Source organism: Halomonas salsilacus, assembly GCF_051216275.1.
In the GTDB taxonomy this organism is placed as follows: Bacteria; Pseudomonadota; Gammaproteobacteria; order Pseudomonadales; family Halomonadaceae; genus Halomonas.
The window spans coordinates 17,598-43,282 of sequence record NZ_JBPKAQ010000013.1; the positions used below are offsets into that span (position 1 = coordinate 17,598).

The window sequence follows — 25,685 nt, forward strand, 5'->3', positions numbered from 1 at the left end:
ATCAACCTAGCCCCCGACGCCACTCCCAGCCGGACATGAAGGCAAGCACGCCTCCCCCGCACCGATCAACGAGAGAGTTCACATGCATCGACTCGAGCAGCAATTCATCGACAACCAGTGGGTGCGGTCTCGAGGCGCCCGATACCTGCCGGTGATGAACCCCTACCGGGAGGAGGTACTCGCCGAGGTGACCGCCGGCGCGCCCCAGGACGTGGATGACGCCGTGAAAACCGCACAGCGCGCCCTGCCGGCCTGGCGCTCGCTCGGCGGTGCCAAGCGAGCCACCTATCTCGAGGGTTTCGCCGCCGCCTTGACTCGCCGACGCGAGGCCCTGGTTCGCCTCTCGTCCACCAACAACGGCAAGGTACTCGCTGAGGCCGCTATCGACCTCGACGATGCCATCGCCTGCTACCGCTATTATGCCGACCAGGCGCGGCGTCTGGATGAACGCCAGGGGGCAGCGGTGTCCGTCGAGATGGCCAACGTCGAGGCGCGGTGCTACCACGACCCGGTGGGCGTCGTCGGCCTGATCACCCCCTGGAATTTCCCGTTGGTGACCAGCGCCTGGAAGCTTGCGCCTGCGCTGGCGGCGGGCTGCACCGCGGTGCTGAAACCGTCCGAGGTGACCCCACTGCCCGAGCAGGCGCTGGCCGAGATCGCCCTGGAGATCGGCCTGCCCAGCGGTGTCCTCAATCTGTTGAACGGCGATGGCGAAGGCATCGGGGCGCCCTTGAGCCGGCATGCCGGGATCGACAAGGTCTCCTTTACCGGCAGCAACCGGGTGGGCGAAGCGGTGATGGCCGCCGCCGCCGAGCGGACGGTCGGCGTCTCACTGGAATTGGGCGGCAAGTCGCCGATCCTGGTCATGGAGGATGCCGATCCAGAACAGGCCGCCGATTGGGTGATGGCAGGCATCTATTTCAATGCGGGGCAGATCTGTTCAGCCACCTCGCGGTTGCTGGTCCACGAGGCGGTTGCCGATTCTCTATATGCGGCTTTGGAAATGCGCATAGATGCCCTCGTTCTGGGAAATCCGCTGGCAGAACAGACCGACATGGGACCGCTGGCCAATGCACGCCAGCGCGAAACGGTGAACGGGTATCTGGCCACGGCCGAGCAGGAGGGATTGCGGGTGGTACGAGACGGCCGCCATCGCCAACTGCCTCCCCGCGGCTACTTCGTCGCCCCCACCCTCTATCGTGACGTCCCCCTGACGAGCCGCCTATGGAAGGAAGAGATCTTTGGACCGGTGCTGTGCGGGCATAGCGTGGCGAATGAGCAGGAGGCCATCGCACTGGCCAACGACAGTGATTTCGGGCTGGCCGCCACGGTCATCAGTGGCGACGGTGACCGGGCCCGGCGCATCGGGCGTGAACTCAGGGCCGGGAGCATCTGGTTCAACACTGAGCAACTGGTGCTACCGGAAACCGGCTGGGGGGGATTCAAGCGCAGCGGTATCGGCCGTGAGCTGGGCCCCTGGGGCCTCGCCAGCTACCTGGAGGTCAAGCACGTGGTTGGCCCTGCACACGACTAGTCGGACTGGCGACGCAGTATCAGGATGAGGTTGTTGGCGGGCATGGGGACTACCCGCGCGAGGAGGAAGGCGTATCGCTGTGCTTCCTCCTCGACCTCAGCCAGGTCGCGGATGCCCCATTGGGGGTCCCGTCGCCTCAGGTCGGCGTCGAAGGCCGCGTTGCTGGCCGCCGTATGGCACCCCTCCCGCCGAAACGGGCCGTACAGCACTACCACGCCTTCCGGCCCCAGGCAGCCTGCCGCCCCCGCCATCAGCGCCTCGCTGGCCGTCCAGGGTGAGATATGCAGCAGGTTGATGGCCACCACGGCGTCGAATCGCTCCGCTGGCCACTCGCCGGTCACGTCAAGCCGCAGCGGCTTACGCAGGTTGTCCAGGCGCACGGCCTCGCTCCAGGCGGTGATGGAGGCCAGCGCACGGGAATGGGGGTCGCTGGGCTGCCAGATCCAGCCCGGCATGGCGGCGGCGCAGTGCAGGGCGTGTTCGCCGCTGCCGCTGGCCACCTCCAGCACGCGCGCGCTGACGGGCAATACCTCCCTCAGGACCTCGAGGATCGGCTGTCGGTTGCGGGCCGCGGCGGGGCTCTGCAGGCGAGAATCGGTCATAGTGCTCCTCATGGCCATTGCCTCGGCGGGTGGCTACCTCCTGCCCCGGGGCTTGCCGGCCAGGCCGCCGGTCTTCGCGCGTGACCCCGAGGGCCGCCCGCCCTTGGCCGGCTTGGCCCCCGCCGTCTTCGTGCCCGGTTTCGGCGCGGCCGTCTTCTTCGCGCTCCCCTTCTTCGGACCAGGCGTCTTCCCGGGTGCCGCGCCCTTCTCGGCCGCCCTGGGCCTCGCGGGCTTGCCGCTGGCAGACTTGACGCCTTCGCCACGGCGAGGGGTGTTGCGTTGCTGGCCCCCCGCCTTGCTGCTGCCTTTGCGTCGGGCTACTCGACGGCTCGGCGCCTGGGCCTCGGAGGAGGAGCGCTCGGTCATGGCGAGGATCGTCGACACCTCGTTGGGTGTCAGGTCCCGCCAATCCCCCGTTGCGAGCCCCTTGATAGAGACGTTCATGATGCGGATCCTTTCGAGCTTCACCACCTCATAGCCGAACACCTCGCACATGCGCCGAATCTGACGGTTCAGCCCCTGAACCAGGGTGATATTGAAGACAAACCGGGACTCCTTGACCACCGGGCACTTCCTGGTGACCTCACCAAGGATCGGCACGCCGCCGCCCATGCCGACAATGAACTCATCGGTGATCGGCTTGTTGACGGTGACCCGATACTCCTTCTCGTGCTGGTTGCTGGCCCGCAGGATGCGATTGACCAGGTCGCCGTTATTGGTCAGGAAGATCAGCCCCTGGGAATCCTTGTCCAGCCGGCCGATCGGGAAGATGCGTGCACCGTGCCCGACGAAGTCGACGATGTTGGCCTTTTCGGTGGGCTCGGTGGTACTGACGATGCCCACTGGCTTGTTGAGGGCGATGAATACCAGATCCTCTTCATCCAGTGCCAGCGGCTCGACGAGCTGGCCGTTGAGCTTGACCACGCTTCCCGGGAAGACCTGGTCGCCGGGGGTAGCACGCCGGCCATCGATCCTGACGTTACCCTGCTCGATATAGCGGTCGGCTTCTCGCCTCGAGCACATGCCGCTCTCGCTGATGTACTTGTTGATTCGCTTCGAGAGGGTCTGGGCCATGGGACGCGTCCGGGACAGGGGAATGTGGGCCGAGATGGCACGGCACGTTGCCGCGCAGTGTAAGGGCTGACCCACTCGTGGGCCAACTGCACGGAGCTCACGGCTACGCTAATGCACAGCACGCCTTGAACTTGCGACCGCTGCCGCAGGGGCAGGCATCGGCGGTTGAAGACATGACAACTCCCGGTCAAGTGACGATAGAATCACGGCTCATGTACAACGTCGGATATCGCCCATGATACCTCTCGATACCCCCGCCCTGCCTGATCGCCTGACCCTGGAAGAGACGGCATGCCTGGCCCACGGCACACGAATCGCCTTCATGACCACGGGGTAACAGCCACTTGGCATCGGCTCTTGTCCTGGGTCACTGCACTGCAGCATGCTGTGTGGTAATCATGAGCCTGACCATTGCCTCACCAGCCGCCCCCGATGCGCCGGAGGAGAAGGATGACCGATCCCAACACCACCGCCTGGCATGCCCTGGCCGGGGATGACGCCCTGGAGCGCCTTTCCAGCACCGCCGAGGGACTCGACGACCAGGAGGCAGAGCGCCGGCTGGCCGAGCACGGCCCCAACCAGCTCCAGCAGGCCGAGGCGCGACCCTGGTGGAAGCGGCTGCTGGCGCAGTTCAACAACGTCCTGATGCTCGTCTTGATCGTCGCCGCCATCGCCAGCCTGGGGCTGGGCCATACCCTGGACGCGGGGGCGATCTTCGGCGTGGTATTGATCATCGCTATGATCGGCTTCATCCAGGAGGGCAAGGCCGAAGAGGCGCTGGAGAGCATCCGCCAGATGCTCTCGCCCCGAGCCAACGTGCTGCGCAATGGCAAACGAGAGACCGTCCCCGCCGAAGAGCTGGTGCCTGGGGATATCGTGCTGGTGGAGAGCGGCGACCGGGTGCCAGCCGACCTGCGCCTGCTGGAGGCGCGACGCTTTCGCACCGAGGAGGCCTCGCTGACCGGGGAGTCCACCCCGGTGGACAAGGAGACCACCGAGGTGGCCGAGGACGCCGACTTGGGGGACCGCATCGGCATGGCCTACGCCAGCACCATCGTGGTCCAGGGCAACGCCCGCGGGCTGGTGGTGGAGACCGCGGCGCGCACCGAGATCGGGCGCATCTCCGAAATGCTGCGCGGCGTCGAGCAGCTCAAGACCCCCCTGCTGCGCCAGATCGACCGCGCCGGCCAGGTGCTGGCCTTTGTCATTCTTGCCACCGCGGTGCTGACCGGCGCCTTCGGGGTGCTGGTGCACGATCAGCCCCTGGTCGAGATGTTCATGGCCGCGGTGGGCCTCGCTGTGGCCGCCATCCCCGAGGGCATGCCGGCCATCGTCACCATCGGCCTGGCGCTGGGCGTGCAGTCCATGGCGAAGCAGAACGCCATCATCCGCCGCCTGCCCGCGGTGGAGACACTGGGCTCCATCTCCACCATCTTCTCCGACAAGACCGGCACCCTGACCCGCAACGAGATGACCGCCCAGGCGATCTGGCTCCCCCGGGGCGAGGTTCGTATCGAGGGCATCGGCTTCGCCCCACAGGGCAGCTTCCACCGGGTCAGCGACGGCGAGCCCGAGGAGGCCGAACTCGACCTGGACGAGGACCACGCCCTGCGCCACTTCCTCAAGGTGGGGGTACTGTGCAACGACGCCGAACTGGCCGAGGAGGAGGGTCGCTGGACGATCCATGGCGACCCCACCGAGGGCGCCCTGGTGGTGGCCGCCGCCAAGGCCGGGCTGACCACCGAAAAGCTGCGCGGGGATCATGATCGTAAGGACGCCATCCCCTTCGAATCCGAGCGCAAATACATGGCCACCCTCCACGAGCTCGACGGCGAACCGCTGCTGCTGGTCAAGGGCGCCCCGGACCGCCTGCTGGAGATGTGCCACCGAGTCCGCGAGGAGGATGAGGAGATCGAGCTCGACGTCGAACTCTGGGAGAAGCGTATCCATGACCTCTCGTCGCGCGGCCTGCGCGTGCTGGCGCTGGCCGAGAGGTCGATCCAGGACGTCCACGAACTGGCCGACGAGCACGCCGAACAGGAGCTGGTGCTGCTCGGGCTCGTGGGGCTCCTCGACCCGCCCCGGGACGAGGCCATCGAGGCGGTCAAGGACTGCCTGGCCGCGGGCATCCGCCCGGTGATGATCACCGGCGACCATGCGGTAACGGCGCTGGCCATCGCTAAGGAGCTGGGCTTCGCCCACACCGAGCGGGCCATCAGCGGCCGCGAGATCGAGAAAATGTCAGACGAGGAGCTTGAGGCGATCATCCTCGAGGTGGACGTCTTCGCCCGCGCCGCGCCGGAGCACAAGCTGCGGCTGGTAAAAGCGATGCAGGCCCGGGGCGGCATCTGCGCCATGACTGGCGACGGAGTCAACGATGGCCCGGCACTGAAGCGCGCCGACGTCGGCGTGGCCATGGGCATCCAGGGCACCGAGGCCGCCAAGGAGGCTGCCGAGATGGTGCTGGCCGACGACAACTTCGCCACCATCGTCGGGGCCATCCGCGAGGGCCGCAAGGTCTACGACAATATCCGCAAGACCATCACCTTCCTGCTGCCCACCAACGGCGGCCAGGGCCTGGCGATCATGCTGGCGGTGCTGGCCGGCACCACCCTGCCGGTGACGCCGCTGCAGGCTCTTTGGGTCAACATGGTGGTGGCGGTGACGCTGGGCCTGGCGCTGGCCTTCGAGAATGCAGAGCAGGACATCATGACCCGCCAGCCGCGGGACCCGGACGCCTCTCTGCTCGATCTCTTCCTGCTGTGGCGGGTCTTCTTCGTGTCCATGCTGTTGCTGGTGGGGGTGTTCGGCATGTTCAGCTGGCTGCAGGCCCAGGGCGGCAGCATCGAGCTCGCCCGCACCGGCGCGGTCAACATGCTGGTGATGGGCAGCGCCGCCTACCTGATCAACAGCCGCTACCTGCTGCGCAGCACCCTCTCCATGGCAGGCCTGTTCGGCAGCCGCCCGGTATGGGCTTCCATCGGCATCATCGTGGTCCTGCAACTGGGCTGGACCTACCTGCCCTTCATGCAGGTAATCTTCGACAGCGAGGGCCTGGCACCAAGCCACTGGGGCGTGATCCTGGCCGGCAGTCTGGCCATCTATCTTATCGTCGAGGTCGAGAAACGCGTGCTGCGTGCCCGGGGCGTCCGGGAGCAGCCAGCGGCCAACCACGGTGGCCAGGATCGCAAGGGGGTGAAGTCGTCCTGACGCGCTATCTGCGCTTGGTGCGGGCGGTGGCCTCGGCGGTCATCGGGTCTTCGGGCCAGGGGTGCTTGGGATAGCGACCCCGCATCTCGCGGCGCACCTCCGGGTAGCCGTTGGCCCAGAAACTCGCCAGGTCCGCGGTGACCTGCAGCGGCCGGCGTGCCGGCGAGAGCAGGTGCAGCAGTACCGCCTCGCGGCCGTTGGCGACCCGCGGCGAGGCCTGCCAGCCGAAGCACTCCTGCAGCTTCACCGCCAGCACCGGCGGTTTGCCCTCGAGGCAGGGCGCGTAATCCAGCCGATGGCTGGCGCCGCTGGGCACCGCCAGGCGCAGCGGCGCCAGCGCGTCGAGCCGCGAGCGCAGCGGCCAGTCGAGGCCGTCGAGCAGGATGCGCGCCAACGGCAGGCGTTCCACGGCCTCGAGGCGGGTGATGCCGTCGAGGTGTGGGCCCAGCCAGTCCTCCAGGGTGTCGAGCAGCGCCGACTCGGACCCGTCGGGCCACGCCTCCCCGAGCGTACGGCGCAGCAGCGCCAACCTGCCCTGCAGCTGCCTCAGGTCGTCGTCCCGGGGCAGACCGCGCCGGCGAAACGCCTCGAGCAGTGCCGCCCTGACCGCCTCCGGTGGCAACTCGGCCAGCGGCTTTCTCTCCAGCACCACGGCCCCCAGGCCGCGCACCTGCTCACCCACCAGCCGGCCCTGCTCGTCGGACCACTCGAGACTGGCCCGCCACCTGGCGCACTCGGAGTAGAGGGCTTCCAACCGGTCACGCGTCAGCGCCACGGCGCGGAAGATGCGCGCCCCGCTGGCCTGGCCGTCGAGTTCCACCGCCACCAGCAGCTCGGCATGGGCCAGAGAGTGATCCTCGGGGAGGGTCGCCAAGCCCCCGCCAGCCAGGCGAAAGCGGCCCGGGGCCATTCGTTGGGCGACGCGCTCCGGGTAGGCCAGCGCCAGCAGCTCGGCCAACGGAGCCAGGCTGGTCACCTTGAGGCTAACGCCGGCAAGGAGAGTGAGGCGTTCGGCGTCGCGCTGCCACTGGCGATGCTCACGAGGCGCTGTAATCCGCGCCTGAAGCGCTCGTTCCAGGTCTCGTTCGTCATCGAGGCCGCGCCCCTCGAGCAACGCCACCAGGGCGCAGGCCAACGGCTGGGCGTCCAGCGTGCCGGCGCGTACCAGCATCGCCGCCAGGCGCGGGTGGGTGGGCCACCGGGCAGCGGCGCGACCCGGCTCGGTGAGGTGATAGGCCTCGTCCAGCAGGCCGAGTCGACGCAGCAGGTCGCGCCCCGCCGCCAGGGCTCCGGTGGGCGGCGGCGTGATCCAGGCCAGGCTATCCGGCTCGGTGATTCCCCAGCGGGCCAGCTCGAAGGCCAGAGGCGCGAGATCCGCCTGGCGAATTTCCGGCTCACCGTGGGGCACCAGGGGCTGCTCCTCGGCCCACAGCCTGACGCAGAGGCCGGGGCCCTGGCGGCCGGCGCGGCCGCGGCGCTGGTCGGCGCTGGCGCGGTTGACCCGGCGCGTCTCCAGACGCGTCAGGCCACTGCGCGGTTGGAACACCGGCACCCGCTCCTGGCCCGCGTCCATGACCAGGCGTACGCCGTCCACGGTGACGCTGGACTCGGCGATAGCGGTGGAAAGCACCACCCGACGGCGGCCGTCGGGGTCGGGGCGCAGTGCCCGGCGCTGTGCCTCGAGGGGCAGGCGGCCATGCAGCTCCATGACGACAAGCTCGGGAGCACGGGCGGCCAGCGCCCGGGCCAGGCGGCGTATCTCCGCCACCCCGGGCAGGATCACCAGGGCATCGCCTTCCTGCTGTTCCATCGCCTCGAGCAGCACCCGAGCCTGTTGGGCCGCACTGTCATCACGGGCATTCAGCGAGCGGTAGCGGGTCTCGACGGGAAAGGTGCGTCCCGGACAGTCGATCACCGGGGTGTCGTCGCCCAGCACGCCGAGCAGCGCATCCACGTCCAGAGTCGCCGACATCACCAGCAGGCGCAGGTCGTCGCGCACCGATTGGGCGTCCAGAGCCAGCGCCAGGCCGAGGTCCGCCTCCAGGCTGCGCTCATGGAACTCGTCGAAGATCACCCCGGCCACCCCGTCGAGCAGCGGGTCCTCCTGGAGCATCCGGGTGAGCACCCCCTGGGTGACCACCTCCAGGCGGGTGCGCTTGCCTACCCGGCTCTCGCCGCGCATCCGGTAGCCCACGGTCTCGCCGACCGTCTCCCCCAGGCTTTCGGCCATGAACCCAGCGGCCAGCCGCGCCGCCACCCGCCGCGGCTCCAGCAGCAGCAGCTTGCCACCGGCACACCAGGACGCCTCGAGCAGCGCCAGGGGCACGCGAGTGGTCTTGCCGGTGCCGGGCTCGGCCACCAGCAGGGCGCGGGAACATTCCGCCAGCGCCGCCTGAACGGCATCGAGGCGCGCCTCGATGGGCAGCGCGACTGTCATCGATCTGTCATGTGTATTCATGTACGCTTTTGGTTCATATACGATTTGCCAGATATCTCCGCTGAGCCCCGGGCACCTTCGCCTGCACTCTCGATATTCCCACAGGAGTTTCCCATGACGGTCAGAATCGGCATCAACGGCTTCGGCCGCATCGGACGCCTGGCGCTGCGCGCCGGCTGGACGAACCCGGACCTGGAGTTCGTGAAGATCAACGACCCGGGCGGCGACGCCGCCACCTTCGCCCACCTGCTGCAGTTCGACTCGGTCCACGGCCAGTGGACCGGCGGCGCCGATGATATCACGGCGACCGATGACGCCCTGACGGTGGCCGGCCGACGCATTGCGTTCACGGCCAACCGCGAGATCGATGGCACCGACTGGTCCGGCTGCGACGTGGTGATCGAGGCCTCGGGCAAGATGAAGACCACCGACAAGCTCCAGGCCTACCTGGACCAGGGGGTCAAGCGCGTGGTGGTCAGCGCCCCGGTGAAGGACGAGGGGGCGCTCAACCTGGTGATGGGCGTCAACGACCACCTCTTCGACCCCGCCGAGCACCGCATCGTCACCGCGGCCAGCTGCACCACCAACTGCCTGGCGCCAGTGGTCAAGGTCATCCATGAGAAGATCGGCATCCGCCACGGCTCCATGACCACCATCCACGACATCACCAACACCCAGGTGATCCTCGATGCTCCTCACAAGGATCTCCGGCGCGCTCGGGCCTGCGGCATGAGCCTGATCCCCACCACTACCGGTTCGGCCAAGGCGATCACCGCCATCTTCCCGGAGCTCACCGGCAAGCTGAACGGCCACGCCGTGCGGGTGCCGCTGGCCAACGCTTCGCTCACCGACATGGTCTTCGAGGTGGCGCGAGAGACCACAGAGGAGGAGGTCAATGCCCTGCTCAAGGAGGCCGCCGAGGGCGAACTGGCCGGCATCCTGGGCTATGAGGAACGCCCGCTGGTCTCCATCGACTACCGCACGGATCCACGCAGCGCCATCGTCGATGCGCTCTCCACCATGGTGGTGGCCGGCACCCAGGTGAAGCTCTACGCCTGGTACGACAACGAGTACGGCTACGCCTGCCGCACCGCCGAGCTGGCCGCCAAGGTGGGGAATGCCGACGCATGATCGCCCGCGTCGCCGCCCTGCCCCGTGAGATCCGCCAGTACCTGCTGGTCACCGGCAACTACTGGGCCTTCACCCTCACCGACGGCGCCCTGCGCATGCTGGTGGTGCTCTACTTCCACAGCCTGGGCTACTCGGCGCTGGAAGTGGCCCTGCTGTTTCTCTTCTACGAGTTCTTCGGCGTGGTGACCAACCTGGTGGGCGGCTGGCTGGGGGCCCGTCTGGGACTCAATCGCACCATGAACCTGGGCCTCGGCCTGCAGGTGGTGGCGCTTGGCATGCTGCTGGTGCCGGTGGCCTGGCTCTCCGTGCCCTGGGTGATGGCCGCCCAGGCGCTCTCGGGCATTGCCAAGGACCTCAACAAGATGAGCGCCAAGAGCGCTATCAAGACCCTGGTACCGGCCGGCGACGCCGGCCATCGGTCGCTCTACCGATGGGTGGCGCTGCTCACCGGCTCGAAGAACGCACTCAAGGGAGTGGGGTTCTTTCTCGGCGGCCTGCTGCTGACGCTGATCGGTTTCCAGGGGGCGATACTCGCCATGGCGGTGATGCTCGCCGGAGTGCTCACGCTCTCGCTCATGCGCCTGGACGGCGACCTCGGCCGCGCCAAGGTCAAGCCGAAGTTTCGCGAGATGCTCTCCAAGAGTCGTGCGATCAATATCCTCTCGGCGGCGCGGATGTGCCTGTTCGGCGCCCGGGACGTGTGGTTCGTGGTGGCGCTGCCGGTGTTCCTGGCCACCCAGTTCGGCTGGGACAGCTGGCGGGTCGGGGGATTTCTGGCGCTATGGGTGATCGGCTACGGCGCGGTGCAGGCGGTCGCGCCCCGGATCACCGGGCACACCGCGGGTCGCGGCGCCGCCATCGCCTGGGCCGCGGCGCTGGCCGCGCTGCCAGCGCTGATCGCGCTCTTCCTCGAGGCAAGCCCGCATCTAGTGCTGCTGGGCGGCTTACTGCTCTTCGGCGCGATCTTCGCGGTGAATTCCAGCCTGCACAGTTTCCTGATTGTGCGCATGGCGCGCTCGGACGGGGTCTCACTCGACGTGGGCTTCTACTACATGGCCAACGCCATGGGGCGGCTGATCGGCACCCTGCTATCTGGCTGGCTCTACCTTGCCGGCGGGCTCACCGCCACCCTGTGGGTCTCCAGCGCCCTGTTAGCCGCTACCGTGCTGATCAGCCTGGCGCTGCCGAAGGAGGCCTGACGCCGCAGCCCTTGAGGATCACCCGGGTCAGGAAGGTGGTGATCTGCTCCACATCGGCGTCACTGAGCTCACCCTTGCCGGTGATACCCAGCACCTGGGCCTCGAAGTCGGCGTAGTGCTGGGTGGCGGACCAGATCAGGAAGATCAGCCAGACGGGGTCCACCGGGTCCATCAGGCCGCGCTCGGCCCACTGGCGAAAGATCCTGGCCCGCCCCTCCACCCAATCGCGCAGCTCACCGGTCAGATACTCCTGCAGGAAAGGGGCGCCGCCAAGGATCTCGGCGGCGAACAGCCGCGAGCCCTCCGGGTGGCGTCGGGAGAGCGCCATCTTGCTGCGGATGAAGGCCTCGAGGACTTCCGCGGGATCGTCCTCCGCCGAGAGATCGTCCAGCAGCGCATTCCAGCGCGCCATCATGCGCTCCAGCAGGCGCACATAGAGCCCGCGCTTGCTGCCCATGTAGTAGAGGACGTTGGACTTGGGCAGGCCCGCCGCCTCGGCGATGGCCTGGACGCTGGCGCCTCGGTAGCCATGGGCAGCGAAGACCTTCTCGGCGGCCGTCAGAATCTCGCGCTCGTTGCGCTGGCGGGTCGCCCCGTTGGCCTCTCCCCCCTCGAGGGGGCGGGGCTTACCCGAAGTGCTCGAGCCTTCTGCCATGAACCATTTCCCTGTGCCGGTGATCCTGCTGGCAGAGTGCCGCACCGGGGCGGTGCGTGCAATTACGACGGATCCACGCCCCGCCGGCATTGGCCTTGAAAAGGGTGAAGCGATTGACCATGCTGATACATGCCTGACCAACTGGTCAGTCGCCAACAAGAGAGACTAGGCGATGATCGACTTCCTGCTCAACGGGCGGCCCCGCCGGTGCGAGGCCTCGCCGGATACCAGTGTGCTCGAGTTGTTGCGCGAGACACTCGGCCAGACCGGCACCAAGGAGGGCTGCGCCTCCGGTGACTGCGGCGCCTGCACCGTCGCCATCGGCGAGGCCGGCCCCGACGGCCGGGTGCGCTACCACAGCGCCAACGCCTGTATCACACCGGCCCACCAGCTACATGACTGTCATCTTGTCACCGTGGAGGGTCTCGCCCAGGGCGAGTCGCTACACCCGGCCCAGGCCGCCATGGTCGACTGCCACGCCAGCCAGTGCGGCTTTTGCACCCCCGGCATCGTGATGTCGCTGTTTATGCTCTATGAGGACCAGCAGGCGAGTGTCTCCCCTTCCCTCCCGCTGTCCCCCGAGCGTCTCGAGGGGGCGCTGGGCGGCAACCTGTGCCGCTGCACCGGCTACCGGCCGATCCGCGATGCCGCGCTTGCCATGGTCGACGCTCTCTCTGCCTACCCTTACCCGCGCCCCAGCTGGCTGGATCTGGCTATCGACGCCGCCGCGCCGGCGCAGGATCACGCAGCCGACGCTGCCTTCGTCCAGCCCACCACCCTGGACGCGCTGATCGAAGCGCGCCGGCACGATCCCGAGGTGCCCATCGTCGCCGGTGGCACCGACCTGTGGCTGGAAGTGACCCAGCGGCTGACCCGCTTCGAACGGCTGGTGGACGTGACCCGTGTCGCCGAGCTCAACGCCATCCTGGAGGCCACTCTCGAGGACGGCCGCGAGGGCTGGTGGATCGGCGGCGCCGTCACCTATACCCGACTCGCGCCGCTGCTCGCCGAGCACTACCCGGCGTTTGCGCACCTGCTGCACCGACTGGGCTCCGCCCAGGTGCGCAACCGCGGCACCCTCGGCGGCAACATCGCCAACGCCTCGCCCATCGGCGACACCCCGCCGGTGCTGCTGGCGCTGGGCTCGCGGCTCTGGCTGGCCGGCCCCGCAGGAGAAGGAGGTGGAACGACCGAGCGCGGATTGCCCCTCGACCAATTTTTCCTCGACTACAAGCGGACCGCGCTTAACCAGAGCCAGGGCGAGGTGATCCGCGCCATCTTCCTGCCGCGGCCAGAGCCGGGACGACACCTCAGGATCTGGAAATTGTCCAAACGCAGGGAGGATGACATCTCCGCGGTGCTGGGCGCCTTTTACTGGCGGCTGGAGGAGGACCTGCTGCGCGACGTGCGCCTCGCCTTCGGCGGCATGGCGGCCATCCCCAAGCGGGCGGCCGCCGCCGAGGCGGCGCTGGAAGGCCAGCCGCCCACGGTGGCGAGCTTCCAGGCGGCACGTGCCGCCCTGAAGCAGGACTTCCAGCCCATGTCCGATGTGCGCGGCAGCGCCCACTATCGCGAGCTCGCCGCCGCCAACCTGCTCGAGCGCCTGCGTTTGGTGCTTATCGGTGAAAACCAGCCCCAGAACGCCAGCGACAGTCCCCGGGAGGTGATGCTGCATGCGTACGCTCACTAGGCTTTCGAAGGTGCCCGACGCCGCGCCAGCCAAGGCACACAACGCCGCGCCGACCAGGGCGCCCCATGCCCGTGCCCACGAAAGCGCGGTCAAGCACGTCACCGGTCGCGCCGCCTATATCGACGACCTCAAGGTCGCCGCCGACTGCCTGCACGTGGCGCTCGCCCTCTCGCCGATCGCCCATGGTCGCCTGACCCGCCTCGACCTCGACCGGGTGCGCGCCCTGCCCGGCGTGATAGACGCGGTGGGCTTTCATGACGTGCCTGGCGAAACCGATATCGGCCCGGTGTTCCCCGGGGACCCGATCTTCGTGGACGATGAGATCAGCTACGCCGGCCAGGTACTCTTCGCCCTCGCCGCCGAGAGCCACCGCGCCGCCCGGGAGGCGGTGAAGGCCGCCCTCGACGCCGGTGTCGTGGAAATCGACGAGCAACCCGCCCGTCTGGATGCCCCGGCCGCCGCCGAGCGGGGCGAGTTCGTGCGCCCTCCCCACGTCCAGCAGCGTGGCGACTGGGAGGCCGCCCTGGCCGCCGCCCCGCTGGTGGTCGAGGGTAAGCAGTTCGTGGGCGGCCAGGAGCACTTCTATCTGGAGGGCCAGGCCTGCCTGGTGATGCCCACCGAGGACGAGGGCGTGGTGGTCCACACCTCCAACCAGCACCCCAGCGAGACCCAGAAGCTGGTCGCCGAGGTGCTGGGCATCCCCTTCCATGCGGTCACCGTGGAGGTCCGGCGCATGGGCGGCGGCTTCGGCGGCAAGGAGACCCAGGCCTCGCCCTGCGCCTGCATCGCCGCGCTGATCAGTCGGCGCACCGGCCGTGCCGCCCGGCTGCGACTCTCCCGGGGCGACGACATGCACGTCACCGGCAAGCGCCACCCCTTCCACAACCGCTACCGGCTGGGCGTGGACGAGTACGGCGTGATCCAGGGCGGCGAGATCACCCTGATCGGCGACTGCGGCTACTCGCCGGATCTGTCGGATGCCATCGTCGACCGCGCCATGTTCCACGCCGACAACGCCTACTCGCTGGGGGCCGCGCGGGTGACCGGCCAGCGCGCCCGCACCCATACCGCCTCCAATACCGCCTTTCGCGGCTTCGGCGGGCCCCAGGGGATGATGGCGATCGAGGCGGCCATGGACGACATCGCCCGCCGGGTGGACGAGGATCCGCTGACGGTGCGCAAGCGCAACCTCTACCGGGAGGGTCGCGACGTCACCCACTACGGCCAGACCGTGGAGCAGGTCGGCCTGCTGCATGAGCTGATCGAGCGGCTGGAGGCGAGCAGCAACTACTGGGCACGGCGCAGGTCGATCACTGAGTTCAATGCGAAGAACCCCATCATCAGGAAGGGGCTGGCGCTGACGCCGGTGAAGTTCGGCATTTCCTTTACTGCCAAGCACCTCAACCAGGCGGGTGCCCTGGTGCACGTCTATACCGACGGCAGCGTGCAGATCAACCACGGCGGCACCGAGATGGGCCAGGGCCTGCATACCAAGATCTGCCAGGTGGTGGCCCGGGAGCTTGCCCTGGACATGGAAGCAGTACGCATCACCGCCACCCGCACCGACAAGGTGCCCAACACCTCACCCACCGCCGCCTCCAGCGGCGCGGACCTCAACGGCATGGCCGCTCGCGACGCCTGCCTGACGCTCAAGGTGCGCTTATTTGACTTCGCCGCCGAACACTATGAGATAGACCGCGAGGCGATGCGCCTGGAGGCCGGCCACCTGGTGGCAGGCGACGGCGAGAGCGAGCGGCGCATTCCCTGGGGCGAGCTGGTGCAGACGGCCTATCTGGGCCGCGTCTCGCTCTCCGAGAAGGGCTTCTATGCCACTCCGCTGATCCACTACGACCGCGGCACCGGCCAGGGGCGCCCCTTCTACTACTTCGCCTTCGGGGCCGCCGTCGCCGAGGTCAGCGTCGATACGCTCACCGGCGAATACCAGGTGGACCGGGTCGACATCCTCCACGACGTCGGCGACTCCCTGAACCCCGCCATCGACCTCGGCCAGGTGGAGGGCGGCTTCATCCAGGGGATGGGCTGGCTGACCAGCGAGGAGCTCAAGTGGAACGAGGCCGGCCGGCTGATCTCGGATGGCCCGGCCACCTACAAGATCCCCACTTACGGCGACCTGCCGCCGATCTTCAACGTCGAACTGATGGAGGGCCACCCCAACTCCATGGCCAGCATCTACCGCTCCAAGGCGGTGGGCGAGCCGCCCTTCATGCTGGGCATCTCGGTGTGGTCGGCGCTGCGTGATGCCCTGGCGAGTCTCGCCGACTACCGCGAGGCACCACGCCTCGATACCCCGGCCACGCCGGAGCGGGTTCTGCTGGCCGCCGAGGCGCTGCGCGCCCGCCATAGTGCCTGGCCGCCGACGTTCGGAGACCCGTGATGGCGCCCGAAGACACTCGCCCCGAGAGCTGGCACGCCGCCCTGCATCGCCTGCAGCGCGAGGGACTGCCCCACGCCCTGGCTACCCTGGTGACCAGCGCCGGCGCCACGCCCCGCGAGCCCGGCGCGCGGATGGTGATCACCACGGACTCGGCCTACGACACCCTCGGCGGCGGCACCTTCGAGTACCAGGTGATCGAGGCGGCCAGGGCGCGACTCGCCGGGGCGAATGGCAATACCGAGAGTGGCATGAGCCTCGAGGCCTTCTCGCTGGGCGGGCGCAGCGGCCAGTGCTGCGGCGGCTTCGTCAACGTGCTGCTGGAGGTCTTCCCGGGCAGCGCGCCCACCCTGGCGATCTTCGGCGCGGGCCACGTGGGCACGGAACTGGTGCGCCTGGCCGCCCCGCTGCCCTGGCGACTGCGCTGGCACGACAGCCGGGAGGGCATCTTCCCGGACTGGGCCGCAAACCAGCCTCGCCTCGCGTGCCGCCATGCCCCCGACCCGGCCGCCGCCGTGGCCGAGCTGCCTACCGGCACTCATGCCCTGGTGCTGACCCACGACCACGCCGAGGACCGCGCCCTGGTGGATGCGCTTTTGCGCCGAAGTAAAGCGTGCGCTTCCCTCGGACTGATCGGATCCAGGAGCAAGTGGGCCAGCTTTCGCTCGCGGCTGGTGGAGGCCGGCCACAGCGACGCGGCGCTCGATCAGGTGCGCTGCCCTATCGGCAACTCAGGAGGCGACAAGACCCCCTATGCCATCGCGCTGGCCACCATCGCCGAGCTGCTGCCCATGGTGGAAGGCGCCAAGCGAACGGATCAGCGCGGCCTAGCACCGGACGAGCTGCGGGCCCTGTTCCGCGAGCCTGCAACGTAAATGCATCCCGCACGCCGACAAGCCGCCAAGCAAGGGGTGACGGGGACAGGCCGAAGAGGAGGTCCGATTCCAGGGAAGGAATCGGTAGCGTACAGGGAAGTATTCACAGCGCCTCCTCGATGGTCCGGCACCCCGGGGCCTGTCGCCGGGAAAGCCCCGGTGACATCGATCGAGACGAATCCGAAACCATGACCAAGACCGACTCGCGCGTGCTGCGCGCCGAACTGCTGAGCTTCGACGCCGACCCCGGAGAGGCCGACAGCCCCGTCCCGGGCAGCGTCCGCCACTACCCGGACGGCGCCCTCTGGGTCGAGAACGGCCGCATTCGCGCCCTAGATGACTATGCGAGCCTGGCATCGCGGCTGCCCGAAGGCGTGGAGATTTTCGATTATCGGGGAAAGTTGATCACCCCCGGCTTTATCGACAGCCACGTGCACTACGTGCAGCTCGAGATCATGGCCTCCTGGGGGCGCCAGCTGCTCGACTGGCTCAACGACTACACCTTCCCCGAAGAGCTCAAGTTCGCCAACCGCGAGCACGCCGAGGCCCTCTCCGAGGCCTTCCTCGACGAGATGCTGCGGGTGGGCACCACCACCGCCCAGGTGTTCTGCTCGAGCCACGCGACGTCGGTGGACGCCTTCTTCGCGGCCAGCCATAGGCGCGGGCTCTGCATGCTGGCCGGCAAGGTGCTGATGGACCGCCACGCCCCCGAGGAGCTCACTGACGATACTCTGGGCGGCATCCGCGACAGCGAACGGCTGATTGCTGACTGGCACGGCAAGAGGCGGCTCGGCTACAGCCTCACGCCGCGCTTCGCGCCCACCTCCACCCGCGCCCAGCTCGACGCCACCGGCGCCATTTTGCGCAACGACCCGAGCCTGTGGCTGCAGACCCACCTGGCCGAGAATACCGGCGAGCTGGACTGGGTGGCGGCGCTCTTCCCCGGCAGCCGCGACTATCTCGAGGTCTACGAGCAGTCCGGCCTGGTGGGCCCGCGCAGCACCTTCGCCCACGGCATTCACCTGGACCAGGCAATGCGCGGCCGGCTCGCCGAGCGCGGGGCCAATCTGGCCTTCTGCCCGAGTTCGAACCTGTTCCTGGGCAGCGGGCTCTTCGACCGCAAGGCAGCTCGGGAGGCGGGCCTCAACGTCACCTACGCCAGCGACGTGGGCGGCGGCACCGACCTCTCGGGGCTAGCCACGCTCAAGGCCGCCTACCAGGTGGGGCAGCTGCGCGGCCAGCCGCTCACCGCCTGGCAGGGCTTCTACGGGCTGACCTTGGGCAACGCTCGAGCGCTGTCGCTGGATGACCGCATCGGCCGCCTGGCCCCGGGAATGGACGCCGACTTCGTCATACTCGACCCGGCGGCCACACCGCTGCTGGCCCGGCGAACCGCGCGCTGCCGCAGTCTGGGCGAGACGCTCTTCGCGCTGATGATGATGGGCGACGACCGCAGCGTAGCCGAGACCTGGGCCGCCGGCCGCTGCCAGCATCGTCGTGACCATCAGCCAATCGCGTCAGGCTGAGCGTCAGTCATTGGCCGGAGACAGGCTCAGCAGCCAACTCACCAGGCGCTCGATATCCTCTTCTGCGACGCGGCGGTTGGGGGTCATCCGCTCATCGCCCCAGTTGCCGCTGCCGCCGTCGCGGACCGTGATCACCAGCCGTTTTAGCGCCGTGTCGTCGTCACGATAGCGCTCGGCCACGTCCCGCCAGGCGGGTCCACGCAGGGTGGCATCCAGGTCGTGGCAGTTGAAGCAACCGCTGTCCCAGGCCAGGTCGATCGTGGCCTCGTCCTCCGCGGCACTGTTAGCCTGGGCCATCCCCGAGGCCAGCGCGGCCACCAGCAGGCCTGTGGTCAGACCACTCATCATCTTCCTGCACATCTCCCTTTCCTCCCAGCAAGGCACCCGCCACGCGGGATCGAGAAAACGCCGACGCTGCTCGAAGCGCTCTCGAGGCGTCACCTCGGACTCGGGGGGGGGTGGCGAGATTGCGACAGCGTGACATGACGAACATCCCCGACTCAAGGATCTCGGGGCCCCAGCTTCTCTGATGAAGGAAGGGGCGTCCAGCCACAGGCTTGCTGAGGGCGTCAAACTTGACCTGGCTCAAGAGTGGCCGTATTCCGACGGTTTTACTGGGTTGATCGGCATCAAGTGACCCCGCTAGGGTCCTGACTCAAGGTCAAGCGCAGGTGATCGCCAGCGACTGACCCGCATCATAACCACGAGGGGAACGACCATGATCAAACAACGCCTGCTGGTCTCGGCCATCGCCATGGGCTCTGCCATCGCCATCGCCGCACCGGCCCTGGCCGACGACGGTCTCGGCGACTACCGTGACCGCTTCGAACCGCTGCCCCACTTCCCGCCGATTCCCGCCGGCAACTCCCTGACCCCGGAGAAGGTCGAACTCGGTAACATGCTGTTCTTCGAACCGCGCATCTCCTCCAGCGGCGTGATCAGCTGCGCCACCTGCCACAACCCGGCCTTGGGCTGGGCGGACCGCATTCCACGCGCCACCGGCCACGACGGCCAGATCGGCGAGCGCAACACGCCCACCGTGCTGAACTCCGGCTTCCTGGGCGCCCAGTTCTGGGACGGACGCGAGCCTGACCTGGAGGGCCAGGCCCTGGGTCCCATCGAGGCCGACGTGGAAATGGCCATGGACCTCGAGACGGCCCTGGAGCGCCTCAACGACTTCGATCTCTATCAGGAAAAATTCGCCGAGGCCTATCCGGACGACGCCGATCCGATCAACGCCGACAACCTGGCCCAGGCGCTTGCCAGCTTCCAACGCACCCTGAACACCCCGAATTCACCCTTCGACCGCTACCTGCGTGGCGACGAGAACGCGCTGAATCAGCAGGAAAAAGACGGCATGGTGGCCTTCGTGGACAACGGCTGTATTGCTTGCCACAGCGGCCCGGCGATGACCGACAGCAACTTCCATCGCATTCAGGTGCCAGGCTCCACCGACGTGGGCCGTTATGAGGTCACCGAGGACGAGGCCGACAAGTACAAGTTCCGCACCCCGACCCTGCGCAACGTGGGCGTGACCTACCCCTACATGAACAATGGCGCCACCGAGACCCTTGAGGAGGCCGTTGCCATCATGGGCACCGAGATGCTGGGACGCGACTTCGAGGAGCAGACCATCGAGGATATCACCGCCTTCCTGCACACCCTGACCGGTGAGATGCCCGACTTCGAGGTACCGGCCCTGCCGTAACCCGTGCGCCCGACGGGCATGTCCCGGAAATGCCGACCCCCGGTCACACCGGGGGTCGGTTTTTTGTTGCCCCAGCGCCAGACCGAGCCGTCAGACGCTGTCGGCGAGTTGGCGGTGCAGCGCCAGGCGCCGTCGGTCACTGACGAAGGCCGCCTCGATGGCGGTGCCGGCGAGTTGGATGAGGGTCGCCTCGTCCCAGCCGAAGGCGCGCTGGCAGGCCAGGTAGTTGTCGAGCACCCCACCGCCGAAGTAGGCCGGATCGTCAGAGTTGAGGGTGACCCGCAGGCCGGCCTCCAGCAGTTGCGGCAGCGGATGATCCTCGAGGCGTTCCACCACCTTGAGGCGCACGTTGGAAAGCGGGCAGACGGTGAGCACCATGCCCTCGTCGCGCAGCCGCGCCACCAGGTCCGGGTCCTCCAGGCATCGCACCCCATGGTCGATACGGCAGACGTCGAGCAGATCCAGCGCCTCGCGAATGTACTCCGGCGGCCCCTCCTCCCCGGCGTGAGCCACCCGGGGGATACCCAGCCGTGCGGCCCGCTCGAACACCTCGGTGAACTTCGAGGGCGGATGGCCGCGCTCGGCGCTGTCGAGCCCCACGGCGTCGAGCATCTCCCAGTAGGGGGCGGCCTCCTCCAGCAGCGCCATCGCCTCGGCGGCGTGACGATCGCGCAGGAAAGCCATGATCAGCGCCGTGGAGAGCCCCAGTTCGCGCTCGGCGTGGCGCCGGGCCAGGGAGAGCCCCTCCATGACCACGGGCAGCTCGATGCCGCGCACCCGGTGGGCCTGGGGGTCGAAATGCATCTCCACATGGACCACTCCCTCGGCGTGGGCGCGACGGAAGTAGTCCATGGCCAGGTCGTAAAAGTCCTCGGCGGTGTGCAACACGCTCATGCCCCGATAGTAGAGATCGAGGAAGGACTGCAGGTCAGTGAACGCATAGGCGGCGCGGGCCTCCTCCACCGAGGCGTAGGGCAGCGCGACACCGTTGCGCTCGGCCAGCGCGAACATCAGCTCGGGCTTCAGGGAGCCTTCGATATGCAGGTGCAGCTCGGCCTTGGGCAGGCGCGTGAGGAAGTCGCGCATGGGTCGCTCTCCGATTCGTTTATCTCATCCTGATAGAGACAGTGGCTCAGCGCAAAGCCTGAGCTTACACGCCGGGTTCCACCCACACGATCCCCTGATCTATCCACCCGTCACCTGCCGTGGTGTCACCGCACTCCCCTTGACAAGCTTTCCCTCCACCAGCGTCAGGGTCCGGTCGATGCCAGGCGGCTGGAAGGGCCCGCCCTCGAGCTGGTGCACCAGGAAGAGCACGCTGCGCCCGGCAAGCCAGGGATCCAGGCGCGAGGCGAGCCCCGCCGCGGTGTCGGCGTCCAGGCCGGCGAAAGGTTCGTCGAGGATCACCAGTGACGGATCGCGCAGGTGCAGCCGGGCCAGCGCCAGGCGTCGTGCCTGGCCCCCCGAGAGACGCTGACCGCCTTCGCCTACCCGGGTCGCCAGCCCCTCGGCCAGGCCCTCACTCACCCCCTGCGCCCAGTCATCGAGGCCCACCCAGGCCAGCGCCCGCCACAGCGCGTCTTCCTCGGCCTCGGGCGCGGCCAGGCGCAGGTTGGCGGCCAGGCTGTCATCGAGCAGGTCGATGCGCTGGGTCAGCGCGGCCACCCGCTGGCGTAGCGCCCCCTCGGGCCATTCCGCGAGGGCCACGCCCCCCAGTCGCAGTGCGCCGGCCTCCGGGGTGAGCTGGCGCAGCAGCAGGTCAGCCACACTGGACTTGCCGGCCCCGGAGACGCCGCAGAGCGCCATCCGCTCGCCGGGAGCAATATGCAAGGTGACATCATCCAGGGCCGGCGTCAGGGCGCCGGGGTAGCGCAGGGTGACCCCCTCGAGCGCAACGGTCAGGGGACCGGCCTCGAGCGCGGAAATTTCCCCATCGGCGGCAGCCGACCGCGCCGGTCTCCCCGACCGTACCTCCAGCTCGTTGAGCCGCTCGGCGGCCCCCCAGGTGGCGCCCAGCCAGGTGAAGGCCGCCGACAGGGCTGACAGCGCCTCGCCCATGGCCAGCAGGGCGAGCGGCATCATCACCATCAGCGGCCCGGAGAGCTGGCCCGCCGCCCAGGCCTGGGCGGAAAGCCACAGCGTCAACAGCATGGCGAGCCCCACTAGCAGGCTGGCCAGAGCGTTGCCCAGGGCCACCCACGCACCCAGGCGGCGCTGGCCGCGATAGAGCCGCGATTCGATGGCGTCAAGCTCACGGCGCCGGCTGGCCAGGCTGGCGTAGGCTTCCAGCTCCGCCATGCCTTGTAGCCGCTCCACCAGGCGTCCGCGCAGGGTCTCCAACTCGGTCACCTGAGCCCGGCTCGCGGCCAGCCCCAGCCGTGCCTGGCCCAGGGTCAGCCAGAGCCAGCCGACCAGCAGCAGGGTGCCGGCGGCCAGGCCGACCCGCGGTGCGAAGAGCGCCAGGAAGGCCGAGAGCCCGAGGATCGCCAGGAGCCCCACCCCTGCGGGTGCCAGCAGGCGCAGGTAGAGGCTGTCCAGGGTGTCGATATCTGCGGTCAGGCGGTTGAGCCAGTCGCTGGCCCGGCGCCGGGAGAGGGCCTGGCCGTCGAGGCCCGCCAGCACGCCGAACAGCCGGGCTCGCAGGTCGGCGAGCAGGCGCAGCACAGTATCGTGGTTGTAGAGCCGCTCCAGGTAGCGCGACAGGGTCCGCGACACGGCGAAGAAGCGGATGCCACCACCGGGGACGTAGACCTCCAGGCTAGCGGCCACCCCCGCCGCCAGCAGCAACCCGGTGAGGCCCGTGGCGGTGATGAACCAGCCGGAGAGCGCCAGCAGGCCGATGGCGGAGGCCAGGGTCATCGCCATCAGCGCGACGCCGGCCACCAGCCGCCCACGGCGTCGGGTCAGCAGCCTGAGCCAGGGGCGCAGCGCGCCGAGCAGCGAGGAAGCGGTGCGCGATTCAGGCATGATCAACCTCCGTAACGCTGCCGGCATCGAGCGCCAGGCGCCGGCTCGCCATGGCGATGAGCGCCGGGTGATGGGTGGCGATCACCAGGGTACGTCCATCCAGGGCCAAGGCCTGAAGCGCCTCGATCACCCGGGCCTCGGTCTCGGCATCCAGGCTGGCGGTGGGCTCATCCAGCAGTACCAGGGGGGCCTCGGAGAGAAACACCCGCGCCAGCGCCAGGCGCTGGGCCTGGCCGCCGGAGAGCCCGACCCCGCGCTCACCAATCGGCGTCTCCAGCCCCGCGGGCAGCACTGCGACCAGCTCCCCCAGGCCGGCCTTGCCCAGCGCCTCGTTCATGGCCCGGGCCGAGGCCTCGGGGGCGGCCAGTTGCAGGTTATCGGCCAGGCTGCCCTGGATCAGCAGCGGTCGTTGATCCATCCAGGCGAAGGCGGTATCCGCGGCCAGGCGACGCTCTCCGGCGCCCGAGCCGACGAAGCCCGCCAGTAGCTGCAGCAGGGTCGACTTGCCGGCGCCGGAGGGTCCGGTCAGCGCCACCACCTCGCCGGGCCTTAGCCGAAGGTCGACCGGCCCCAGCACTCGGCCGCGACCGGAGCGGATCACGCTGGCGTCCACGAGTTCCAGCAGGGCACCCGGCGCCTGCGGAGGACGCGCCTTGGCGTCACGCACCGGGTCGGGCGTCGCCTCGAGGATCGCCAGCAGGCCATCGGCGGCTCCCAGGGCGGCAGCCCGGTCGTGATAGTGCTGGGCCAGGGTGCGCAGCGGCTGGAAGAACTCGGGCGCCAGCAGCAGCACCAGCAATCCGCTGAAGAGGGTGAGCTGTGGCGAGGGACCGTAGGTGATATAGCCGAGCAGCCCGAAGCCCACGTAGATGGCCACCACGGCGATGGCCACCGAGGCGAAGAACTCCAGCACCGCCGAGGAGAGAAAGGCGATGCGCAGGGTGCGCATGCTGCGGCGGCGGTAGTCGTCGGCGGCGGCCTGGACCTCGGCAGTGGCACCACGCGCCCGGCCGAACAGCTGGAGGGTGGTGATGGCACGCACCCGGTCGATGAAGTGGCCGGAGAGCCGGGCCACCGCCTCAAACTGCTCGCGATTGAGCCGCTCCGCGCCTATGCCGACCAGCGCCATGAACAGCGGGACCAGCGGCGCGGCCAGCAGCAGGAAGAGCGCCGCCAGCCAGTCCAGCCACAGCGCCACAAGCAGCACCAGAATCGGCGAGATCACCGAGAGCGCAAGCGATGGGCGAAAGCGGGCGAAGTACCCGTCCAGCGCCTCCACCTGCTCCACCAGCTGGCTGGCCAGCCCCGCGGAGTGGCGCCCGGCGAGCCAGCCCGGCCCAAGCCTTTCCATGTGATCGAGCAGCTTCTCGCGCACTCGGGAGCGGATGGCGAGGCTTGCCGCCTGACCCAGCCGTTCCTGGCCGTAGAGCGCCAGGGCCCGGACCAGCAGCAGGCCGACCATGGCGGCCAGGGCCGACAACACCGACGCCGGAGCGGCCTGGGTCACCAGCAGCTGACCGATCACCCTGGCCAGCAGGGCCAGCTGCCCCAGGGTGGCCAGGGTGGCGATCACCCCGGCGACCACGGCCAGGCCCAGGCGACACCGCTCCCCGGCGGAGAGCGCATCGAGCCAGCGGCGGACATCGCGTCGGCCGCCGGCGGCGTCAGGAGCGGCCATGGGTCAGTGGTAGCCTTCGCCCACCTTGACCTTGCCGCGGAAGACCCAGTAGGTCCAGGCGGTGTAGGCCAGCACGATGGGAATCACGAACAGTACCCCGATCAGCAGGAAGAGTTGGGATTCCGGGGCCGAGGCGGCATCCCAGATGGTGTAGTTGGGCGGCACGATCACCGGCCACTTGCTGGTCACCAGCCCCAGGTAGGTGAAGATGAACATGCCGAGGGTCGCGACGAAGGGTTGGCCCTCCTGACGGCGGCGCACCGCGCTCCACAGCCAGACGGCGCTGGCCAGCGCCAGGGCCGGGAAGATCCAGATCAGCTGGATGCGATCGAACCAGCGCGCCCACACATCGGGGTTCACGAAGGGGGTCCAGAGGCTGATGATAACGAACACCACCATCACCGCCGCCAGCAGCGCCGGGGTGATGCGGTAGGCCCACGCCTGGACATGCCCCTCGGACTTGAGGATCAGCCAGGTGGCACCCAGCAGCGCATAGCCGGTCATCAACCCCAGGCCCGTCAGGAGGGTGAAGGGGGTAAGCCAGTCCAGGGCACCGCCCACATAGACGAACTCCTCCACGGCGAAGCCCTGGATGTAGGCGCCCACCACGGCCCCCTGGGCGAAGGCCGCCACGGCCGAGCCCCAGCAGAAGGCGCGGTTCCACCAGCGGCGATTCCTGCGCGACTTGAAGCGGAACTCGAAGGCCACGCCGCGGAAGATCAGCCCCGCCAGCATCAGGAAGACGCCGATGTAGAGGGCGGGCAGGAACACCGAATAGACCAGCGGGAAGGCGCCCAGCAGGCCCGCCCCGCCCAGCACCAGCCAGGTCTCGTTGCCGTCCCACACCGGCGCCACCGAGTTCATCATCACGTCGCGGGCGTCCTCATCCGGAGCGAAGGGGTAGAGGATCCCCAGGCCCAGGTCGAAGCCGTCCATGACCACATACATGATCACCCCGAAACCGATGATCAGCGCCCAGATCACTGAAAGATCGAACATCTCCATGG

At 68.6% G+C, this 25,685-nt stretch carries 20 protein-coding genes; 10 read left to right on the plus strand and 10 right to left on the minus strand.

All coding sequences use genetic code 11. From position 1 onward, the window contains the following. Positions 1 to 82: 82 nt before the first annotated feature. The gene (locus ACR80S_RS15840; protein WP_435403789.1) at positions 83 to 1,534 is read left to right on the plus strand and encodes an aldehyde dehydrogenase family protein; all 1,452 of its coding nucleotides are present in this window, start codon (positions 83 to 85) and stop codon (positions 1,532 to 1,534) included. On the opposite strand, the gene ACR80S_RS15845 is transcribed toward ACR80S_RS15840, so the two are convergent. The 3 genes from ACR80S_RS15845 to ACR80S_RS15855 all read right to left on the minus strand — a co-directional run bounded on the left by ACR80S_RS15845 (position 1,531) and on the right by ACR80S_RS15855 (position 3,385). After that, positions 1,531 to 2,136, minus strand: coding sequence for a DUF938 domain-containing protein (locus ACR80S_RS15845; RefSeq protein WP_435403790.1), 606 nt, complete (start codon positions 2,134 to 2,136; stop codon positions 1,531 to 1,533). The genes ACR80S_RS15840 and ACR80S_RS15845 overlap by 4 nt on opposite strands. 33 nt (positions 2,137 to 2,169) lie before the next feature. Continuing rightward, the gene (gene rluF, locus ACR80S_RS15850) at positions 2,170 to 3,210 is read right to left on the minus strand and encodes a 23S rRNA pseudouridine(2604) synthase RluF (RefSeq protein ID WP_435403791.1); all 1,041 of its coding nucleotides are present in this window, start codon (positions 3,208 to 3,210) and stop codon (positions 2,170 to 2,172) included. A 103-nt stretch (positions 3,211 to 3,313) separates the two neighbouring features. Beyond that, positions 3,314 to 3,385: an SEC-C metal-binding domain-containing protein gene (locus tag ACR80S_RS15855; protein ID WP_435403821.1), complete on the minus strand. Its 72-nt coding sequence runs from the start codon at positions 3,383 to 3,385 to the stop codon at positions 3,314 to 3,316. Positions 3,386 to 3,660: 275 nt separating this feature from the next. Between ACR80S_RS15855 and ACR80S_RS15860 the strand changes: the two genes are divergently transcribed. After that, complete coding sequence (locus ACR80S_RS15860) at positions 3,661 to 6,420, plus strand: cation-translocating P-type ATPase (protein ID WP_435403792.1); 2,760 nt, start codon at positions 3,661 to 3,663, stop codon at positions 6,418 to 6,420. 4 nt (positions 6,421 to 6,424) lie between these two features. On the opposite strand, the gene hrpB is transcribed toward ACR80S_RS15860, so the two are convergent. Beyond that, complete coding sequence (gene hrpB, locus ACR80S_RS15865; RefSeq protein WP_435403793.1) at positions 6,425 to 8,857, minus strand: ATP-dependent helicase HrpB; 2,433 nt, start codon at positions 8,855 to 8,857, stop codon at positions 6,425 to 6,427. 114 nt (positions 8,858 to 8,971) lie between these two features. Between hrpB and ACR80S_RS15870 the strand changes: the two genes are divergently transcribed. Beyond that, complete coding sequence (locus tag ACR80S_RS15870; RefSeq protein ID WP_435403794.1) at positions 8,972 to 9,988, plus strand: ArsJ-associated glyceraldehyde-3-phosphate dehydrogenase; 1,017 nt, start codon at positions 8,972 to 8,974, stop codon at positions 9,986 to 9,988. Then, positions 9,985 to 11,187, plus strand: coding sequence for an organoarsenical effux MFS transporter ArsJ (gene arsJ, locus ACR80S_RS15875; RefSeq protein WP_435403795.1), 1,203 nt, complete (start codon positions 9,985 to 9,987; stop codon positions 11,185 to 11,187). The genes ACR80S_RS15870 and arsJ overlap by 4 nt, the downstream gene beginning before the upstream one ends. On the opposite strand, the gene ACR80S_RS15880 is transcribed toward arsJ, so the two are convergent. Beyond that, on the minus strand, positions 11,159 to 11,842 hold the full coding sequence (locus ACR80S_RS15880) for a TetR/AcrR family transcriptional regulator (protein WP_435403796.1): 684 nt from the start codon (positions 11,840 to 11,842) through the stop codon (positions 11,159 to 11,161). The genes arsJ and ACR80S_RS15880 overlap by 29 nt on opposite strands. Here ACR80S_RS15880 and ACR80S_RS15885 point away from each other — a divergent pair. The 5 genes from ACR80S_RS15885 to guaD all read left to right on the plus strand — a co-directional run bounded on the left by ACR80S_RS15885 (position 11,841) and on the right by guaD (position 18,325). Next, positions 11,841 to 12,011 (plus strand): hypothetical protein, encoded by a 171-nt coding sequence (locus ACR80S_RS15885; protein ID WP_435399577.1) that lies wholly within the window; start codon positions 11,841 to 11,843, stop codon positions 12,009 to 12,011. The two genes, ACR80S_RS15880 and ACR80S_RS15885, sit on opposite strands and share 2 nt — an antisense overlap. A 3-nt stretch (positions 12,012 to 12,014) precedes the next feature. Next, positions 12,015 to 13,532, plus strand: a complete 1,518-nt coding sequence (gene xdhA / locus ACR80S_RS15890; RefSeq protein ID WP_435403797.1) for a xanthine dehydrogenase small subunit — start codon at positions 12,015 to 12,017, stop codon at positions 13,530 to 13,532. Then, positions 13,516 to 15,927, plus strand: a complete 2,412-nt coding sequence (gene xdhB, locus ACR80S_RS15895) for a xanthine dehydrogenase molybdopterin binding subunit (RefSeq protein WP_435403798.1) — start codon at positions 13,516 to 13,518, stop codon at positions 15,925 to 15,927. Before xdhA ends, xdhB begins: the two co-directional genes overlap by 17 nt. Continuing rightward, positions 15,927 to 16,799, plus strand: coding sequence for a xanthine dehydrogenase accessory protein XdhC (xdhC, locus tag ACR80S_RS15900; protein ID WP_435403799.1), 873 nt, complete (start codon positions 15,927 to 15,929; stop codon positions 16,797 to 16,799). The genes xdhB and xdhC overlap by 1 nt, the downstream gene beginning before the upstream one ends. A gap of 188 nt (positions 16,800 to 16,987) precedes the next feature. Then, positions 16,988 to 18,325 (plus strand): guanine deaminase, encoded by a 1,338-nt coding sequence (gene guaD, locus ACR80S_RS15905; protein ID WP_435403800.1) that lies wholly within the window; start codon positions 16,988 to 16,990, stop codon positions 18,323 to 18,325. A 3-nt stretch (positions 18,326 to 18,328) separates the two neighbouring features. Here guaD and ACR80S_RS15910 read toward each other — a convergent pair whose 3' ends face one another. Beyond that, entirely contained in the window at positions 18,329 to 18,670 is a 342-nt protein-coding gene (locus tag ACR80S_RS15910) for a c-type cytochrome (protein ID WP_435403801.1), read from the minus strand. 409 nt (positions 18,671 to 19,079) lie between these two features. Here ACR80S_RS15910 and ACR80S_RS15915 point away from each other — a divergent pair, with 409 nt between their 5' ends. Continuing rightward, positions 19,080 to 20,033: a cytochrome-c peroxidase gene (locus tag ACR80S_RS15915; RefSeq protein WP_435400073.1), complete on the plus strand. Its 954-nt coding sequence runs from the start codon at positions 19,080 to 19,082 to the stop codon at positions 20,031 to 20,033. Positions 20,034 to 20,123: 90 nt separating this feature from the next. Here the strand turns inward: ACR80S_RS15915 and ACR80S_RS15920 are convergent, their stop codons facing one another. The 4 genes from ACR80S_RS15920 to cydB form a co-directional block, all read right to left on the minus strand. Then, a complete protein-coding gene (locus ACR80S_RS15920) occupies positions 20,124 to 21,119 on the minus strand; it encodes an adenosine deaminase (protein WP_435399571.1) in 996 nt (331 codons plus the stop codon). Positions 21,120 to 21,218: 99 nt separating this feature from the next. Further along, on the minus strand, positions 21,219 to 23,000 hold the full coding sequence (cydC, locus tag ACR80S_RS15925; RefSeq protein ID WP_435399570.1) for a thiol reductant ABC exporter subunit CydC: 1,782 nt from the start codon (positions 22,998 to 23,000) through the stop codon (positions 21,219 to 21,221). Then, the gene (cydD, locus tag ACR80S_RS15930; protein WP_435399569.1) at positions 22,993 to 24,678 is read right to left on the minus strand and encodes a thiol reductant ABC exporter subunit CydD; all 1,686 of its coding nucleotides are present in this window, start codon (positions 24,676 to 24,678) and stop codon (positions 22,993 to 22,995) included. The genes cydC and cydD overlap by 8 nt, the downstream gene beginning before the upstream one ends. A 3-nt stretch (positions 24,679 to 24,681) precedes the next feature. After that, positions 24,682 to 25,683 (minus strand): cytochrome d ubiquinol oxidase subunit II, encoded by a 1,002-nt coding sequence (cydB, locus tag ACR80S_RS15935; RefSeq protein ID WP_435399568.1) that lies wholly within the window; start codon positions 25,681 to 25,683, stop codon positions 24,682 to 24,684. Positions 25,684 to 25,685: the final 2 nt, after the last annotated feature.